Annotated in this window: 14 protein-coding genes, 1 tRNA gene and 1 pseudogene; 13 read left to right on the forward strand and 3 right to left on the reverse strand. The window is 68.4% G+C overall.

Annotated elements, in window-relative coordinates:
* Positions 1-560: 560 nt before the first annotated feature.
* Positions 561-896 (forward strand): annotated as a pseudogene (locus B141_RS47280) (DUF222 domain-containing protein); the annotation flags it as partial.
* A 147-nt stretch (positions 897-1,043) separates the two neighbouring features.
* Here B141_RS47280 and B141_RS0110885 read toward each other — a convergent pair.
* Positions 1,044-1,559: a hypothetical protein gene (locus tag B141_RS0110885; RefSeq protein WP_020575196.1), complete on the reverse strand. Its 516-nt coding sequence runs from the start codon at positions 1,557-1,559 to the stop codon at positions 1,044-1,046.
* Positions 1,560-1,685: 126 nt separating this feature from the next.
* Here B141_RS0110885 and B141_RS0110890 point away from each other — a divergent pair, with 126 nt between their 5' ends.
* Both B141_RS0110890 and B141_RS50640 read left to right on the forward strand, forming a co-directional pair.
* Positions 1,686-2,369, forward strand: a complete 684-nt coding sequence (locus tag B141_RS0110890) for a TetR/AcrR family transcriptional regulator (RefSeq protein ID WP_020575197.1) — start codon at positions 1,686-1,688, stop codon at positions 2,367-2,369.
* Between the two features lie 165 nt (positions 2,370-2,534).
* Positions 2,535-2,939: a hypothetical protein gene (locus B141_RS50640; protein WP_202805735.1), complete on the forward strand. Its 405-nt coding sequence runs from the start codon at positions 2,535-2,537 to the stop codon at positions 2,937-2,939.
* Between the two features lie 421 nt (positions 2,940-3,360).
* On the opposite strand, the gene B141_RS0110895 is transcribed toward B141_RS50640, so the two are convergent.
* Positions 3,361-3,432, reverse strand: a tRNA-Arg gene (locus B141_RS0110895).
* Positions 3,433-3,481: 49 nt separating this feature from the next.
* Between B141_RS0110895 and B141_RS0110900 the strand changes: the two genes are divergently transcribed.
* Entirely contained in the window at positions 3,482-4,261 is a 780-nt protein-coding gene (locus tag B141_RS0110900; protein WP_020575198.1) for a DALR anticodon-binding domain-containing protein, read from the forward strand.
* A gap of 111 nt (positions 4,262-4,372) precedes the next feature.
* Positions 4,373-6,547: a glycosyltransferase family 4 protein gene (locus B141_RS0110905; protein ID WP_020575199.1), complete on the forward strand. Its 2,175-nt coding sequence runs from the start codon at positions 4,373-4,375 to the stop codon at positions 6,545-6,547.
* A 54-nt stretch (positions 6,548-6,601) separates the two neighbouring features.
* On the opposite strand, the gene B141_RS47290 is transcribed toward B141_RS0110905, so the two are convergent.
* Positions 6,602-8,710, reverse strand: coding sequence for a glycosyltransferase (locus B141_RS47290; RefSeq protein ID WP_157180940.1), 2,109 nt, complete (start codon positions 8,708-8,710; stop codon positions 6,602-6,604).
* Between the two features lie 337 nt (positions 8,711-9,047).
* Between B141_RS47290 and B141_RS50645 the strand changes: the two genes are divergently transcribed.
* From B141_RS50645 to thrB, 8 genes are all read left to right on the forward strand, one after another.
* Positions 9,048-10,085 (forward strand): hypothetical protein, encoded by a 1,038-nt coding sequence (locus tag B141_RS50645; protein ID WP_026257103.1) that lies wholly within the window; start codon positions 9,048-9,050, stop codon positions 10,083-10,085.
* Positions 10,086-10,087: 2 nt separating this feature from the next.
* Positions 10,088-11,101, forward strand: coding sequence for an O-methyltransferase (locus B141_RS45475; protein WP_051114040.1), 1,014 nt, complete (start codon positions 10,088-10,090; stop codon positions 11,099-11,101).
* 122 nt (positions 11,102-11,223) lie between these two features.
* Positions 11,224-11,565, forward strand: coding sequence for a YciI family protein (locus B141_RS0110925; protein ID WP_020575201.1), 342 nt, complete (start codon positions 11,224-11,226; stop codon positions 11,563-11,565).
* A gap of 22 nt (positions 11,566-11,587) precedes the next feature.
* Positions 11,588-12,925, forward strand: a complete 1,338-nt coding sequence (locus tag B141_RS0110930; RefSeq protein WP_020575202.1) for an RNA polymerase sigma factor — start codon at positions 11,588-11,590, stop codon at positions 12,923-12,925.
* 312 nt (positions 12,926-13,237) lie between these two features.
* Entirely contained in the window at positions 13,238-14,638 is a 1,401-nt protein-coding gene (lysA, locus tag B141_RS0110935) for a diaminopimelate decarboxylase (RefSeq protein WP_026257104.1), read from the forward strand.
* A gap of 164 nt (positions 14,639-14,802) precedes the next feature.
* Positions 14,803-16,131, forward strand: coding sequence for a homoserine dehydrogenase (locus B141_RS0110940; RefSeq protein ID WP_020575204.1), 1,329 nt, complete (start codon positions 14,803-14,805; stop codon positions 16,129-16,131).
* A gap of 139 nt (positions 16,132-16,270) precedes the next feature.
* The gene (gene thrC / locus B141_RS0110945) at positions 16,271-17,350 is read left to right on the forward strand and encodes a threonine synthase (protein ID WP_020575205.1); all 1,080 of its coding nucleotides are present in this window, start codon (positions 16,271-16,273) and stop codon (positions 17,348-17,350) included.
* A gap of 10 nt (positions 17,351-17,360) precedes the next feature.
* Entirely contained in the window at positions 17,361-18,347 is a 987-nt protein-coding gene (gene thrB / locus B141_RS40040; RefSeq protein ID WP_020575206.1) for a homoserine kinase, read from the forward strand.
* Positions 18,348-18,516: the final 169 nt, after the last annotated feature.

The following is an 18,516-nucleotide window of genomic DNA, read 5'->3' on the forward strand; positions in this document are numbered from 1 at the left end:
TCAACAACATGTCCGGGTCAAAACCACGACGCCCGACCCCACCCAGCCTCGCCAACGCATGAAACGCCGCAGTGTCCAACCGATCCACCGCCGCGATCACAAACCAGACCAGATGATCCTCCGGCAGCCAATCCACCATCGACGGCGGCAACAAAAACTCCTGAGCCCGATCCACAGGCCGATACCCCATAGCCACCCACCGACCCTGTCAAAGACCCACCCACCCCGCCAGCCGACACGCCCCCAACCGCCACCACCACAAAAAGCAACAGGCTCCCTGACCCGGAAAAGTCTCCACTGCCTACCCCGGCTGTCGATTTGGGTATCAACCAACCTGAGCGTCGGTCTATTCAATGGGGCCGCGGATCGCTTAGTGAACCTTCGCGGGGGTTACGGAAAGCAATTCATAGCTACCCAAAATTACATTCCGGGAAGCTTTGGAATGGGCTCCTTGGGCCCGGTTCTTGTCGGTGGTCGCCGATAATGTTCCGGTCAGGGATGTCACGACTGGTTCCCCGCCCACGCACCCAGTGCTGGGCTTGATGGGCGCGGTCGATTCCATGCTCGCTGACATTCTGGAATCCCCCATCTGGTCGGATACTGAGCGGGCCGAGGTTGTGGAGTTGGCGCATAAGCTTGCTGGGAAGTTTGAAGCGGTTCGGCTCCGGACCATCCACGACGTTGACACCCACGAGCTTGCCTCTCAAGCGGGAGCGACCTCCACCGCTGCATGGCTGCGGCACAAGCTGCACCTCCACCCCGGTGCGATCGGCGCGGACGTGAAACTCGCCAAAGCATTAGAAACCAACCTTCAAGCCACCGGCCAAGCACTCGCCGCGGGCAGGATCTCGGCGCTGCATGTGAAGATCATCCGTGAGTCGATCGACCTGCTGCCCAAGGACGTGCTCGGCATCCGATTGGCACTGCGAGCGCAACGGGAACGCCGTGCGCGCCGCGAGATCGGATCTATCGAGAGCGCCACACGACCAGGATCTTCGTGGCCTAGGCATCGCTGCGTAGACCTTGTTCATCAGGAGGGGTTGTCAGAAGGAGACGGCAACCAAGGCGATGGCGGAGCCGGCGAAGACCACCGTGTTGCGGATGTAGGTCTGGGCTCGCACCCAGTGGGGGAAGGCGTTCTCGGCGGCTGTGAGGAACGGCGTGACCTCGACGCGGGCCAGCTCAGGGTCGCCCTTGCGGCGGAAGGCGGCCTGCACCGACTTCGCCGCGGTGAGGTTGCTGTAGACGATCCCGGCGTTCATCAGCAGGACAAGCGAGGAGAAGATCCAGGTCATCAGCGGGGCCAGGCCGGTGTCGGCGAAGTTCAGGACGGCGGTCGCGATCATGACTGCGGCGACGGTGACCGGCGCGGCGGTCTCGTGCCCTCCGGCGTCGAAGCGAATCTTGTTCTCCTCCAGCACCTCCGGGCGGACATTCTGGCGGCGCAGCTCCGCGACCGCGGCGGCCTCGGCCGCGGGGCCGTAGCGGTGGCGGACGACCGGGATGCTGACGAAGGCGACGGCGACGAGCAGCTGCATGACGGCGGCGAGAGTATTCATTCGAAGGCTCCACTTCGACTTGCACTTAGTTCAACTGGCTGACGGGAAGGAACCGTAGCCAGTTACTTGAACTATGTGCAAGCCCTTTCTTGAACTTTGTGCAAGCCGCTGCGTACGGTAGGGGACATGCCACGCGACACCCTCAGCCGGGACCAGATCGTCCGCGCCGCCGTCGAACTCCTGGACGCCGAGGGCCTCGAAGGTCTGAATATGCGTGCCCTGGGCAAACGACTCGACTCGGCCGCGACCGCCGTCTACTGGCACGTCAAGAACAAGGACAACCTCGTCCTGCTCGCCGCCGACCACGTGTGGGGCGAACTCACGCTGCCCGAGCTGAACCCCGCCGACTGGCGAGCCGCCGCCGCCACGATGGCCACCGACCTGTACCAGATGTTCACCCGGCACCCCTGGCTGGTGCAGGCGTTCGCCGCGCACGTCCTCTACGGCGAAGGCAAGTCCCGCCACGACGACCACAGCCTCGCCGTCTACGAGGCCGCCGGCTTCACCGCGGACCAGGCCGACCAAGCCGCCGCCGCCGTCTTCACCTACGCCCTCGGCAACGCGGCTGGTGCCGCCGCAACCGCCTCACTCAACCGCAAACTCAACCGGTACGGCGCCGCCGCCGAACAGCAACTCCAGGACGCGATGGCCGAGGCCAAGGCGATCGCCGTGCACTACCCACGCCTACGCGCCCGGCTCGAAACCCCAGCGGCGATTGAGTACGCCGCATCCCCCGACGACACCTTCGAGTTCGGCCTCGAAGCCCTCCTCGACGGCCTGGAACGGCAACTCGCCCCACAACCGCTGTAAAGAGAACCACGGACATTCGTGCGAACGGAATCCCGGTCGCCTCCGAGAGCATTGTCCGACTGCATCTCGTCCCCGGCCTGAGGAAGAAGCGGCTCGGCAAGCTCTCGGCCCGGGAGGTACGGACCTTCATCGCCGGCGTCCGGGAAGCATGCCAGCGTTGCCGACATGGCTGGGATGCCGTTCGTGCGAAAGCCCGGTGGGAACGAGCCTAAGATTAGTGAAAGTGAAGTGAACCGGCAAAGCTGGTTTGACTTCGCCCGGCAATATGTAGCGGAGCGATGGCGGGATTCGACGCCCAAATCGCGTGACAGCATGGTGGACGGGCTCGCGACTGCCACCCGAGCCGTGGAGATCGGCCGCCTCGCCACGAATCCACTTAAGGGGATTAAACGAAAGAGGCTTGCACACTTGAGCTCGGTGGACCGCCGAGTCGTTGTCAACCTGCGCCAAGCCGGAGAACTTCTCGTCGCGCTTTTGTATGCCGGAAGCTGGAAACGTGCTCGTGGCGGCGGTTGGTGGCTTTCTTCGCGACTCTCTACTTCGCCGGGCTACGACCGGCAGAATGCGTAGGCCTCCGAAAGTCTGACTGTTACCTCCCGCGAGATGGCTGGGGTCGCTAACGGTCGCAGAGACCTGACCGAGTAGCGGAAAGCAGTGGACTGATACGCAGGAGGTTCACGACCGCGGGCGTACCTGGCTCAATGCGGGAGTAGACCCGACCGACGTGGCCGAACGTGCTGGCAACAGCGTGGAGGTCCTCCTGAAGAGATATGCCAAGTGCCTCGATGGCCGGCACGACCGGAACAACAGGCTTGTCGAGCGGGCGCTAGACCCTGCGGGGGAGCAGTCGAGCGCCCCGTGAGCGCCCCGCAATGGCCCCACAGATGGCGAGAGCCATTGAGCGTCGGTGAGATCTGGTGAGACAGCTACCAGGGGGCCGAGCGGGACATTTCCGCAGGTCAGACGCCTATCTGCGCTGATCAGAGAGGTGCGCCCCCGGTAGGATTCGAACCTACGCACACGGCTCCGGAGGCCGTTGCTCTATCCCCTGAGCTACGGGGGCTCGGGGCGGAGACAGATTACCAGTACGCCCCGGCGGCTACGCTGGCGCGGTGTTCCCCGCGCGCCTGGCCGACGAGATCAGCGCCGCGTTCGCCGATCTGGTGGCCGCCGGCGCGGTGACCCCGTCCACCGTCGTACTCCCATCTGTGCGGGTCGAACGTCCGGTACGCCCCACTCGTGGTGACTTCGCCAGCCCGGTGGCCCTGCGCCTGGCCGGCTCGGTCGATCAGCCGGCGTGGCGGCTGGCCGAGTTGCTCGCCACCAGGTTGGGCACGGCGGACGGGATCGCCGCGTCGCACGTCGCCGGGCCGGGATTCGTCAACATCGAACTCGCGCCTCGCGGCCTGGCCGAGATCGTCCGCGGGATCGTGTCCGCGGGCGCGACGTACGGTGTTCCGGGCGACATCGCCGGCGGCCCTGTCGTACCCCAGCTTCCACCCACTCTGGCGTCCGACCTGCGGTACGCGCACGCCCGGCTGGCCGGCTACCTCAGAGCGGGTACGGCGCTCGGTGTCCGACCCGACCCGGACCGGCTCGACCTCGAACTCCTGGGTACGCCGCCCCAACGCCCGTTGGTATGCGCGCTGGCCGAGTTTCCCGGAGTGGTCGAACGCACGACCAAGGGCGGAAGCGTTCGATGGCGTGACCGCTATCTCGTGGAGGTTCTCGCCGACATAGAAGGGCTCGAAGCCGCAGGTGGAATTCTCCCGCGCGGAGACGAGGAACCTTCCCCCTCCCACGCGACCCAACTCGGGCTCGTCAACGCCAGCCGGATCGTTCTGGCGAACGCAATATCCCTGTGTGGCTTGGTAGCACCCGATCGGATGTAGACGGCGACATCATGGCGATGTCCCGGTAAGGACACGGTCGTCGCGAGCGATACCCCTGGTGGAGAAGCGCTGGCTATCCTGCAGAGGCGTCGTTCCACGCGGGGGTAGTCCATGACCGAGGTGCTGCTCATCACCGGCCATCCGGCGAGTTGGTCGCACGTCGCCGAGTATGCCGAGCGGCTCGCCACCTCAGGATTCGTCGTCCGAATCGCGTCCGCCTACGACCCCCGCCCACCCGCCACACCACGGGCTGCCGTGAGCCGTCGGCTGCGGATGAGTCTGACCGGAAGGCGTAACGGCGTTGCCCCGCCGAGGTTTTCGCCGCGCTGGAGCAAGGTGGTCGTACGCAACCTTGTCGTCCGCGGCTGCGTCCGTGTCGGGTCGCCGGCCCAGCGGACCTGGCTGCTCGCGAGGTACGACCCATGGTTTCGTAGCACCGCACGGAACGCCGACATCGTCCTCGTGGCCGACGACGAGGCGGCACCTGCCGCCCGGCATGCCGCCGTGCTCGGCCAGGACCCACCGATCCTCTCCATCGACGACCCCGCTCTGGAAGCCGTTCTCATCCGGGCCCGCGCGGCGATGCCGCTCCAGCGGGTCCTGCGTACCGGCCGGCCGGCAAACGGACCCGGCGACCTGCTCGAGGCGTGGAAGACGGTGGAGTCCCATCCGGGCGACCCGTACCTTCGTGGGTTTGTGGTGAACGCCGTCCGGCTGGTCCAGGCGCTCCGGCGTACGAACGTCTTCGAAGCGGCCGAGGCGCTCGCCCGGTCGGCGATCAACCTGTCCACGCCGCGCCCGGTCCAGGACCTGCTCCGCCTGGAACTCCTCACGAGCCAGATCGCCCAGGGGGAGTATCCCGCCGGCGAGCTTGCCACCGTGATCCGGGATGTGCTGAGCCGCGCGGACGACGCGCTTCGGGACGGCAGGACCGACGAGGTCGCCCAGACGGTGCTCCAGGTCGTGGAGGTGGTGTTCCATCGAGAGTTGCACGCGGACGTCCTCAGCAGCCCGCTGGTCTCCAATCCGGTGGATTACGTGGCACCGCTCTATGACTCTCTGACCTTCCGGACGTTGGGTGCGCGGGCGGGTTCGATGGAAGGGGTGTTGTCGGCGGCGGCGAGAAACAGACGGAACGCCGGGTGGCCGGAGCCTCCGGCGAAGGCCGATGCGCCGGCGGTGGCAGAGGCACCGCCACGCGTCCGCGGCCGAAGCGCCCGGCTCCTCGTCGTAACCGGGGACTATCCGCACTTCACCGAGGGGATCATCCGCACGCTGGAGGACGACGACGAGATCGACGTGCGCGTACTCCGGCCGCGCTCGCCAGCCTCGCCGCCCCGGCGTACCCACCGGCACCACCTGATCACCGACCGGCTCGACGACGCGCTCGGGCGGCCGGTGGATCCCGTCGGCGAGGAGGACGCAGAACTCCTCGGCTGGGCGGACACGATCTTCGTCGACTGGTGCGACAACGCCGCCCAGTGGGTTGCTCTGCACGCTCCAGCGCGGGCACGGCTGGTGGTCAGGTTCCACAGCCTGGAAGCGATCTCGCACCAGCCGCACATGATCGACTGGTCCCGGGTCTCCGACGTGATCTTCGTCGGGCATCATGTCCGCCAGGTCGTCGAGCGGGCCGTCCCCGGGCTGGTCCGGGTGGGGCGGATCCACGTCGTACCCAACGAGATGCGGCTGGAGCGCTTCGGCCTCCCCAAGCCCGTCGGCGCCGAGCGGACGATCGCCATGGTCGGCTGGGCCCAGCGGGTCAAGGATCCGTTGTGGGCGCTGGAGGTCCTCGCCAGGCTGCGCGGGACCGACCCTCTCTGGCGCCTCCTCCTCATCGGGCGAGACTTCTCGTCACGCCAGCACCTCGGCGCGTTGCGGTACCGCGACGAGTTCCGTGACCGGGCGCGCGCCGACGACGTACGCGACGGGTTGGAGTACGTCGGCTACACCGCCGACCTGCCAGAGGTGCTCCGTGGCGCGGGGTTCATCCTCAGCGCGAGCCGGCGGGAAGGGTTCCCGGTCGGTACGACGGAGGGCGCCGCGTCAGGTGCCGTACCCGTGATCCGCGACTGGCCGATGTATGCGGGGTACGACGGGGCACGAGGCATCTTTCCGGCCGAGTGGGTGGTGGACAGCCCTGACGAGGCCGCCGCGCGGATCCTTGCGTACGCCGACCTGGACAAGCGGGACGAGGCCGGCCGGGCGGCGCGGAAGTTCGTGGTCGAGCGCTTCGACTGGTCCGTCGTCCGGCCACGGTTTCGCGGCATCCTGCTCGGACGATGACGCTTCGGCGGCCTGAATGACCACGTATACGTGATCATTCAGGGCGCAACCTTGCTAATTCCGGGGTTCGGCGGCGATCTTGCGCAGCACGTCCTGGGCCGCGGCGACGTCTCCGACTGGTGAGACGAACGCGAGCGGCCGCGTACTCATCGGGCTGCCCTCCTCGACCAGGCCCCACACCGGCCGGCCGCTCCCGTGGTAGTCGCTCCACTTCGACGGCAGGTACGGGTTGCGGGCATGGCTCTCGGCTGTCAAAGCGTCGTTGACAATCAGGCAGTCGAACTTCGTGGAGAGGTTCAGGAACGCCAGGAACCTCACGTACGCATTGATCCGGACGAGCTCCGAGACTCCCAGCCGGTCGACGTGCTCGCGAAGGTCGTCGGGCCGAGAGGTGAACACGTGGAGCCGGATGCGTTCCCGCGTCTCCTGGTCCAGCGCCGCCAGCGCCATGAGTACGTCGTCGAGCCCGCGCGTCGCGTAGAAGGTGCCGAAATACGCGAGGTTCGCGACGGTCGGATCGAGCGGATACGACTCCTCGACCATGGAATAGAACGCCGGCGTGAGGGTGGGATGGGGCGAGATCAGGGCCTTGTCCCGGGCGAGTTCGGCGACCTCGGGGACGGGGCAGTAGCCGAGCATGTAGTCGAGCTGATTCTGGTTGGTAAAAACCAGAACGTCCGCGAAGGCGTAGGCGAGGTACTCACACCAGACCAGGGAGTTCTCCGACTCAAGGACCGGCAGGCCGCGCCGCTGGAGTTCGACGCGTACGTCATCCAGGAAAGTGCTCGCGCCGATTGGTGCGCTGCGCTCGGCACCCGTGACGTCGCGCGCCGCGGGGTCGGAGAATTCCGCCGCCCAGATCACTGACGGATTGTGGAGTTTGTACGCGGCGGCCAGGAAATGCGAGGCCGGCCACATCGCCCGGCTGTACATCCGGGCGTACGGGCCTTTGGTGCGTTCGAGGTCGGTGATCTTCATCATGCCGGTGACGCGGAACGCCTCGATCGCCGCCCAGTTGGAGAAGTACGTCGGTGAGTCGATGGCGATCTCGTTCTCGACGTACGGCGCGCAGATCCGCCGCATGCTCGGATCCTTGTCGCGGTTCTTGTCCATCGCGTTGTAAACGACGTCCACGACGTCGTGGCGTTCGCGCACGCGTTTGGCCATCACGACCGCGCTGGAGTCGTTGTAGGGCGCGAAGCAGTAGGCGATCGCCAGCGCCTTGGCCAGGCCGCGGTTGAGCCGGTGGTTCGGGAAATACCTCAGGTCGTAGGTGTCGATCACCTCGGCGACGCGTTCGTGCTGCTCGGGATTGTCACGCAGATAGGTGTTGATCGCGTCGGCCTGCACGTCGACGTGACCCCGGAGAAGGGGCAGTGTCGTGTCGTCGCTCTTCGCCGCGAGTGAGTCCAACTGCGCGACAATCTTCATCCGTGCGACGACACTCTCGTCGAAGGTGTGGTGCCGCACTTCGTGATCATCGACGTGGGATGCGGCGCGGTAACAAACCACTCCGCCTGCCTGGCGTACGACGCAATGATGGCGGACCAGCAACGCGAGGAAGAAAACGAAAGTCGTGGGACTCTCCGGCGCGAAGTCGCGTTCGACCTGTTTGGCCAGCGCGGTTGGTACGAGCTTTCCGGAGGTGAACCTGAATTCGTGGTCGGTGGCCTCCTCGTCGATCCGCGGAATCTCGGTGTCATCCGCGGGCGGTGTGCCGTTACCACCGAAATTGATCATCCGCGCCACGGTGATCGTGCCCTCGTCGGCCGCCTCGAGAAGGTTCTGGAGACAGACCGGTGCGACCCGATCATTCGCGTCAAGAAATGCGGTGTGTTCCCGCCTCGCCGCGTGGATGCCGAGCTCGCGGAAACGGAAGGCCGCGCTGTGCGGGACTTCGACGACCCTGAGTCGTAGGCCGGGTGCGCGCTGCTCGACCCGCGCCAGAAGGGGATCGTGATCACCGGCATGACCATCGACGACAATGATCACCTCGAAGCAGTCGCGGGAGAGCGTCTGCTCGACAAGGGAGTCCAGGCAGGCCTCGAGATTGTCACCGGGGTGGTACGCCACAACCACGCTGATGCCGGCCGTGGTGGGGAATTCGGGTGCCTGGCGCCGGCTCGCGCGTGGCGTACGCCGTAACGTCTCAAGACTTCGCACCCACTCGTCCACCAGGGGCGAGCTGAGTGGAGAGGACGTGTCGACTTGCCATGGGCGCGGGTCGGCGCGGTCCGGCGGATCGAATTTACCTTCGGGGTGTTTTCCGTTCACCACGTGTTTCCCCCCAGGACGAGTGTCACAAGGTGATCCCGCGACTGGTGGCCCCTCGAGACCAGCTGGATTGTCAGTGAGGTCGCGTGCCTGGTGGTCGAGTTCGCCTTGGGCCGCGCGCGTAGGTTACCAATTCGGCGGCGTGTCTGAGCCCGGATATCCGTAAGCTCCTTAGCTAATCTTGGCCTGGCTCAACGCGCCATCCGGCACGGCAGGAGGTCCGAACGTGCCACCATCCGCGACCCGTTCCATTGATCTTGTCGACCTTTCCGTACACCAGCGACCCGATCAGGATCTGCTGGTCATCACGTCCGAGCCGGCGACGGGACGTGGACTTGCTCTGCCCTTCGGCCGGGCGCGGGTGCTTTCCTTCGAGGACATCAGCCGGACCGACTTCCTGGCCGAAGAACTCCTTCCGGGAAGCTATGACACGGTGGTGATCGATCTGGGCCGATCAGAGGCGCCTCGGCAGATCGCGGTCGCCGAACGCGTCCGGCACTGCGTGCGGCCCGGCGGGCGTGTCCTCGTCGTGATGACGCCCGACCGGGAAGCCCCGTCCGACCCAACCTCGACGTCCGACCCAACCTCGACGTCCGACCCAACCTCGACGTCCGATCCCACTCCGACGTCCGATCCCATTCCGACGTCCGATCCCATTCCGACGTCCGATCCCATTCCGACGTCCGATCCCATTCCGACGTCCGATCCCATTCCGACGTCCGATCCCATTCCGACGTCCGATCCCGTCCCGGCGTCCGATCCCGCGCCGCTCGGTCAACCGACCGGACTCACCTGGCAGGGGGTCGCTCTGCTCGCCGACCTTCCCTGCGCCGTCCTGGCCCCGAGCGGGAACGCCGGCGCCATCGATGCCGCAACCTCCCCGTCCGCCCTCGAAACACCGGACCTCGCCGGGCCGCTGGCGGCCGTAGCGGCAACCCTCCGGGCGGTCGCGTACTGGCGCGCCGCCGAGGATGAGGAGGACGAGGAGGGCGACATCCACGAGGGCGAGAACCACTACGACAGCGAGGCGGTGTTGCTCGGGCACCTCCGGTCCCTCACGAAGGAACTCGAGACCGAACGCGCCGTCCGGAAGGCAACCGAACGCGATCTCGCCGCACTCCGCACCAAGCATGCCGCCCTCGAACGCACGCACGCCCGGCTGCGGGCGTCGAAGCTGGGGAGCCTGACGGTTCGCTACTGGCAGGTGCGTAAGGATCTGCGGCGGCGACTGGACAGCACGACAGCCAAGCGAGAAACCCGGTGACAGTGACCAAACCAACCACGGGACTGGCCAGGGTGCCAGCCTGGATCATCCCCGCCCTCGTCGCGGGCTGGACCGTGGCGACCGCCGTCTTCGCATGGAGGACGCAGACCCCGCTCGGCACCACCGTCGTACTCCTCGCGATGGGCCCGCTGCTCGCCGGTCTTCTTGCGGCCCACCGCAAACAGGTCGCGGTGTTGCGCCGTCTTGACCACCAGAGCAGGACCATCGCGGCGGCGGCGCGGGAGCTCCATGAGGTGCGGGGGCGCCTCGACTCCCTGGCCACCCGTGCCCTGAGCACCGAGCAGTTCGGCAAGGCGATGGGTGAGACCGCCACCAACGTGATCAACCGCACCCGCAAGGGTGTCGCCGCCGACCTGCTGATGACCTACCGCCAGCTCGAGGCGCTGCACAACCTGTACGCGATCGCGCCGGTCGAGCGCCCGCTGCCCCAGACCCGCGGCTGGGCGTCGTCGCCTGACCTGCTGCTCTTCCTGGCCGATCTCGTCGCCCGCACGCAGCCGTCGCTGATCGTCGAGTGCGGGAGCGGTACGTCGACGGTGTGGCTCGCCATGCTGCTGCGGCAGTTCGAGATCAAGGGCCGGGTCGTCGCGCTCGAACACCAGGCGGCGTACGTCGACAAGGCCAAGGCGATGCTGGAGAGGCACGGAGTCGCCGATCTGGTGGAGGTTCGGTACGCGCCGCTCACGCAGGTGGAGCTCGACGGGCGGACCTTCCAGTGGTACGCCAGCGACGGCTGGTCCGACCTGGACGCCATCGAGCTGCTCTTCGTCGACGGCCCGCCCGGTGACCTTGGCCCTCACGCACGCTTCCCGGCGCTCCCGCTGCTCGGTGACCGGCTCCATCCCGACGGGCTCGTGGTGCTCGACGACATGATCCGTACCGACGAGCAGGAGGTGCTCGCCGCCTGGCTCGAGGCGTACCCGAGCTACTCGGCCGAGCAGATCCGGCTGGAGAAGAACGCCGCCCTCCTCCGCCGCGACGTGCCGCGGATGTGATCGAGGCCACACGAACCTCCTTCGGGAGCGTGTCCATTCGGTGCCGCCCCGCTCGTGGTGATGGCGTACGTCAAGCGGGCCGCGTCCCGGACCATGAACCAACCGAAGGAGTTGTTCGAACCATGAAGTACATGTTGCTGATCCACGCCGCCGCGACCGATGCCCCCGAGAGCGCGGTCGAGACGACCGTCGAGGAGTGGATGGCGTACGACAAAACTGTCAAGGACGCCGGAATCTACGTGTCCGGGGAGTCGCTGGCCGACCTGGTGACCGCCACCACGGTGCGAGTTGACGCGGCCGGCGAGCGGATCATCACTGATGGGCCGTTCGCCGAGGCCCGCGAGGTCCTCGGCGGCTTCTACGTCATCGACGTGCCGGACCTGGATGCGGCGCTGGACTGGGCGGCGCGCTGCCCCGGAGCGCGCGCCGGCACGATCGTGGTGCGGCCGGTGGCCCAGTTCTGAGCGGGCGGAAGGGTCGAAGATCGTGAGCGAGAGGTTCGCCGAAGCGGCGGGATCGACCGATGGTTCGGTCGTGCGGTCAACAGTCGAGGCGGTGTTCCGTGAGGAGCACGGCCGGCTGCTGGCCGCCCTCGCCCGCCGTTTCGGTGACCTCGATCTGGCCGAGGAGGTCGCCTCCGAGGCGATCGCGGCGGCGCTGGCGCACTGGCCCACCGACGGGGTTCCGCCCAACCCCGGGGCGTGGCTGATGACCACGGCCCGGCGCAAGGCCGTGGATCGGCTGCGCCGCGACCGGGTCCACGCCGCCCGGCTGGCCGTACTCCAGTTGGAGATGCGGGCAGAGTTGGACCGGGCCGGGCCCGCCGCCGGTGCGGGCGCATCCGCCGACACACCTGGCGACACTGCCGGCGATCTACCGGACGAGCGGCTGCAGTTGTTCTTCACGTGTGCGCACCCGGCTCTGCCCGCCGAAGACCGCACGGCGCTGACGCTGCGCTGCCTGGCCGGGCTCACCACGCCCGAGGTGGCCAGGGCCTTCCTCGTTCCGGTCGAGACCATGGCCAAGCGGATCACCCGGGCGAAGAAGAAGATCCGCGAGGCCCGCATCCCCTTCCGCGTACCCGACTCCGACGAACTGCCCCAGCGGCTACCCGGGGTGTTGCAGGTGATTTATTCGATCTTCACCGAGGGCTACGCGGCCAGCTCCGGCCCCGGGCTGCAGCGGCTCGCCCTCGCTGAGGAAGCCATCCGGCTGGCGCGCATCCTGCGCCGCCTGATGCCGGCCGACCGGGAGGCCGCCGGGTTGCTCGCGCTGATGCTGCTCACGCACGCCCGGCGGGCTGCGCGGACCGGCCCGGACGGGGAGCCGCTGCTGCTCGATGTGCAGGACCGCGGTCGTTGGGACCGGGCGATGATCGAGGAAGGCAGCCGGCTGGTGGTCACCGCGCTGACTGGCGGGCCGCCCAGCGCGTACGCGGTGGAGGCCGCGATCGCCGCGCTGCATGACGAGGCCCCCACGTTCGCGGCGACGGACTGGCCGCAGATCGTGGCGCTGTACGACGTACTGCTCACGATGACTCCATCCCCGGTCGTCGCGCTCAACCGGGCCGTCGCCGTGGCGATGCGCGACGGTCCGCAGGCCGGCCTGGTGCTGCTGGACGGGCTGGCTGGCGAGCCACAACTGCGCGGCCACCATCCATACGCGGCGGCGCGGGCGGACCTGCTGGCTCGGCTCGGCCGCGTCACCGAAGCCGCGTCGGCGTATCAGCGGGCGCTGGAGTTGGCCGGCACCGAACCCGAGCGCGCCCACCTGCGCCGGAGGTTGCGAGATCTCGGTACTCCCGAAACGACGCCCACAACCTGACACCCGGAAACGCGACCCGACGTACGAGAGGGCTGAGCCCGATGAGCGTCGCCGCGCCGCCGGATGCCACGGGTGGTGGAGGCGACCCCTAATGATCACGTATACGTGGTCATTAGGGCTTCACATGGCATGGATGCCGTGCAAAGCAGGTACTAGCCGTGTGAAGCACCCGCCAGGGTGTACACAATGTGAGACAACACCCTGAATTGACCAGAACCCCCAAACTGCCGCGCCGGCCCTCGGCAAGCGCGCGCGCTGTGCCCCTCGGCCCCCGGTCACGGGGGAGAAGAACGCTGCCGCCAGGATGGTGGCGTGAGCAGAGCGCATGAGGCCGGTGCCCTCCACGCCGGGGCGGGGCATCGAGGGCCCGCCTGGTTGCGGCCGCCGGAGGATCCCAACGCCCTAAGCCAGTCCTTGTGGCCGCGCAACGTGACAAAGCCGGCCGCTGGGGTGGTGACGGTCGCCGGCGTCGAGGTCACGAGGCTGGCCCAGGAGTACGGCACTCCGGCGTACGTCCTGGACGAGGACGACTTCCGGACGCGCTGCCGGGAGTTTCGCGACGGGTTCGCCGGTTGGGACGTCTACTACGCCGGCAAGGCGTTCCTCTGCGGCGCCGTGGCGCGCTGGATACACGAGGAGGGCCTGCGGCTCGACGTCTGCACCGGCGGTGAGCTGGCGGTGGCCCTTCGCGCCGGCTTCCCTCCGGGCCGGATCGCCTTCCACGGCAACAACAAGTCCGAAGCCGAGCTGGCCCGCGCTCTCGACGCCGGACTGGGCCGGATCGTCGTCGACTCCTACGACGAGATCACCCGGCTCGCCAAGTTGGCCGCTGACCGTGGTGTCCGGGCGCCGGTACTCGTCCGCGTAACCGTTGGCGTCGAGGCGCACACGCACGAGTACATCGCGACGGCGCACGAGGACCAGAAGTTCGGGTTCTCCCTCGCCGGCGGTGCCGCCGCGAAGGCGGTGGAACGCGTACTCGCCGAGCCCGCACTGGAGCTGCGCGGCCTGCATTCCCACATCGGGTCACAGATCTTCGACAGCTCGGGCTTCGAGGTCGCGGCGCGCCGGGTGGTCGGACTCCACGCGGAGATCCGCGACCGGCACGGCGTCGAGCTGCCCGAACTCTGCCTGGGTGGCGGATTCGGCATCGCCTACACGACACAGGACGATCCGGAGTCCGCGGCGCAGCTCGCCGCCGAACTCGGCGCGATCGTCGACCACGAGTGCCGTGGGTACGGTGTTGCCAGGCCGCGCCTGTCGGTCGAGCCGGGCCGGGCCATCGCCGGACCCGCCGTCTTCACGCTCTACGAGGTGGGCACCGTCAAGACGGTCGAGCTCGACGCCGGGGCGGCGCGCACCTACGTCGCCGTCGACGGCGGCATGAGCGACAACATCAGGGCCGCGCTGTACGACGCGGACTACTCCTGCACGCTCGCGTCCCGGCGTTCCGAGGCCGCGCCCATGCTGAGCCGGGTCGTCGGCAAGCACTGCGAGTCGGGCGACATCATCGTCAAGGACGAGTTTCTCCCCGGCGACGTCCGACCGGGTGACCTGCTCGCCGTGCCGGCGACGGGTGCCTACTGCAGGGCGCTCGCCAGCACCTACAACCACGTTCCCCGACCGCCGGTCGTCGCCGTGCGCGCGGGGGAGGCCCGGCTCGTCGTACGCCGGGAGACCGAGGAGGACCTGCTCCGCCTCGACGTCTGGTAGGCCGACCACGATGTCTGGTGGGCCGGGGAGATTTGCGGCCGCAGAGCCGAAACCTGAGACCTTGTCTCGAACTCTGGACGAGTCGGGCGAATATCTGCGGCTTCTCCGAGACTGGGGCACGCGGGCACGCGGAAGTGACGAGGGAGACGAAGGGCCGGGCGTCGATGGGTGAGCAGTCCTCCGAGCCTCACAAGCAGGTCGGCACACCACTCAAGGTGGCCCTCCTCGGCTGCGGTGTCGTCGGCACGGAGGTGGTCCGTCTCCTCACCGAGCAGCGGGACGACCTCGCGGCCCGGGTCGGCGCCCCACTCACGCTGGCCGGCATCGCCGTACGCCGCGAGGGGCGGGCCCGGGATGTGCCGGTTGATCCGGCACTGTTCACCACGGACGCCGCGGGCTTGGTACGCCGCCCCGACATCGACATCGTGATCGAGGTCATCGGTGGCCTCGAGCCGGCTCGCACGCTGATCCTCTCGGCGCTCGAGAGCGGCGCGTCCGTCGTCACCGCCAACAAGGCCCTGCTCGCCGTGGACGGTGCGACGTTGTTCGCCACTGCCGAGAAGCACCGCGCCGACCTCTACTACGAGGCGGCAGTCGGTGGTGCGATCCCGTTGATCCGGCCGCTGCGGGAGTCGCTCGCCGGTGATCGGGTACGCCGCGTCCTCGGCATCGTCAACGGTACGACCAACTACATCCTCGACCGGATGGACACCGAGGGCGCGGGCTTTTCGGAGGCGCTCGACGAGGCCCAGGCCCTGGGGTACGCCGAGGCCGATCCCACGGCCGACGTGGAGGGCTTCGACGCCGCCGCGAAGGCCGCGATCCTTGCGGGGTTGGCGTTCCACACCCAGGTCACCGCCTCCGACGTGCACCGTGAAGGCATCACGGGCGTGACCGCGACCGACGTGGCGAGCGCCCGCGCGATGGGTTGCGTGGTCAAGCTGCTCGCGATCGCGGAGCTCACCTCCGACGGCCGGGTCGGGGTCCGCGTCCACCCGGCGATGATCCCGAGGACTCATCCCCTCGCGAGCGTGCGGGAGGCCTACAACGCGGTCTTCGTCGAGAGTGCTGCGGCCGGGCAACTGATGTTCTACGGCGCCGGGGCGGGTGGTGCCCCGACGGCCAGCGCGGTCCTCGGTGACCTCGTGACGGTGGCCCGTAACCGCGTCCAGGGCGTGTGCGCCGCGGGCGCCTCGACGTACGCGCAACTCGACGTCAGCCCGATGGGCGAGGCACGGACCCGCTACCACATCTCCCTCGACGTCGAGGACCGTGCGGGCGTGCTCGCGAACGTCGCCGCCGTCTTCTCCCGCCACGACGTCTCGATCCAGACCGTGCGCCAGGAGGGCCGAGGTGCGGACGCGCAGTTGGTCGTGGTGACCCACCAGGCCGCCGACCGCGCCCTAGCCGCTACCGTCAAAGACCTCGAGGAACTCGACATCGTGCGCGAGGTCACGAGCGTGATGCGGGTGGAGGGTCTCGGTGACAAGTGAGTGAAGTGGGCGGTACGCGAGGGACGAGCGTGGCCGGCCGCGGAGCGAACGAGGAGCCGAACCCGACCATCGGTGTGGGGGGCTTGGCGGACAGGTGACTGGCCACCCAAACGTGAACGTGGATAGGCGAGGAGGCCTGATGGCAGAAGCGCCTCGGCCATGGCGGGGTGTCATCGAGGAGTACCGCCAGTGGTTGCCGGTCACCCCGGAAACGCCGGTGGTGACACTGGGCGAGGGCGGCACGCCGCTCGTCCCTTCGGCGTGGCTGTCGGAGGTGACGGGCTGCTCGGTGTGGGTGAAGGTCGAGGGCAGCAACCCGACCGGATCCTTCAAGGACCGGGGCATGACGGTCGCCGTCTCGCGGGCCGCGCAGGCGGGCGTCAAGGTCGTGGTCTGCGCCTCGACCGGTAACACGAGCGCGTCGGCGGCGGCGTACGCCGTCCGCGCGGGTCTCTCCCCGGTGGTGCTCGTCCCTGAGGGGCGGATCGCGGCCGGGAAGCTCGCACAGGCGATCGTGTACGGCGCCCGGCTCGTGCAGGTTCAGGGCAACTTCGACGACTGCCTGAAGGTCGCGCGCGGGCTGTGCGAGAGGTACCCCGTCGTGCTGGTCAACTCAGCCAATGAGGACGGCTTCCGGCTGGCTGGCCAGAAGACCGCGGCGTTCGAGGTGGTCGATTCGCTCGGGGACGCCCCAGACATCCACATCCTGCCGGTCGGGAACGCTGGCAACATCACCGCCTACTGGCTGGGTTATCAGGAGTACGCCGCGGCCGGCCGGTCGCGGCGGCTCCCGCGGATGTGGGGCTTCCAGGCCGAGGGTGCGGCGCCGATCGTGCGCGGCGCCCAGGTCTCCCAGCCCGAAACCGTCGCGACCGCGATCCGGGTGGGCAACCCCGCCCGCTGGCAGGACGCGGTGGCGGCACTCGAGGAGTCGGGTGGGCGCATCGACGCCGTACCCGACGACGCGATCCTGGCGGCCCAGGCCGGGCTGGCCGCTCGCGATGGCATCTTTGTCGAGCCCGCGTCCGCGGTGGGTGTGGCCGGGCTGCTTCGTGCGCGGGAGGCGGGGCTGGTTGATCCGGGCCAGACGATCGTGATCACGGTCACCGGACACGGGCTGAAGGACGTCGAGACGGCACTGTCGGCGGCCGGCGAGGTGGAGAAGGTGGTCGTTCCACCTGACGCGGAGGCCACCGCCCGCGCGCTCGGACTGGACTGAGCGGACCCGGATGGGTGGACCGTCGTTCCGCACCGACATGGTGCGGGTGAAGGTGCCGGCGACGAGCGCCAACCTGGGTCCGGGGTTCGACGCCTTCGGCCTCGCCCTCGCGTTGTACGACGAGGTGGAGGTCAGGGTCGCCCCCGCTGGACTCGCGGTCGACGTCACCGGCGAGGGCGCGGAGAACGTCTCCCGGGACGACAACAACCTGGTCGTGCGTGCGTTGCGCGCGACCCTGGACCGGTTGGGCGGCCAGCCCTCCGGCCTCGAGGTGTCCTGCACCAACCGCATCCCGCACGGGCGTGGCCTGGGTTCGTCGGCGGCGGCGATCGCGGCCGGTGTGCTGGCCGGTCGGGCGCTGGTCGAGGGATCCGAGCGCGTTCTCGACGACACCGCGACGCTCGTGCTCGCCTCCGAACTCGAGGGGCATCCCGACAACGTCGCCGCCTGCCTCCTGGGCGGGCTGACCGTCGCCTGGACCGACCGCGGCCCGGGCGGCGTACACGCGGTCCGGCTGGAACCCGCGCAAGTGCTGCCGGTCGCGTTCGTACCCTCCACGCCACTGTCGACGGAGGCGGCGCGAGGACTCCTGCCGCCCACGGTCCCCCATGCCGACGCCGCGATGAACGCCGGCCGCGCTGGGCTCCTCGTCGCCGTGCTCGCCGGGGCGGTGGGTACGACGCCGGCGGGCGAGGTGGACCTCGATCTCCTGCTGGCCGCGACCTTCGACCGGCTCCATCAGGAGTACCGCATGCCGGCCATGCCCGCTTCTGTCGCGCTTGTCGACGACCTCCGGTCCCACGGAATCCCCGCGGTGGTGTCGGGAGCAGGTCCTACTGTTCTGGCGTTCACCCAGGAGAGCGGTGCCGGCGAGGTGGTGGGTCGGACACCGGACGGGTTTGTTGCTCGGGTGTTACCGATCGACCGGACGGGAGCTTCCGAGATGGTCGGCGACGTTGGGAATGATGAGCGCCCGCGGGATGTTGGGGAGGGGTGAGACGCCAGGCCGGGAGGATTCTGTTAAGCTCCTGACGGGCCGGAGCCCTTGTTATGGCTTGGCGCCATCTCGCCACGATTCCGGGAAGTCCTAAGGGGAAACTGAAGGCTTCCGCTGTCATCAGATTCTGTGGCGTCTCCCCTGTGGCTGTATGCACTTTTTGTGCATG

Source organism: Actinopolymorpha alba DSM 45243 (assembly GCF_000373925.1).
Taxonomy (GTDB): domain Bacteria; phylum Actinomycetota; class Actinomycetes; order Propionibacteriales; family Actinopolymorphaceae; genus Actinopolymorpha; species Actinopolymorpha alba.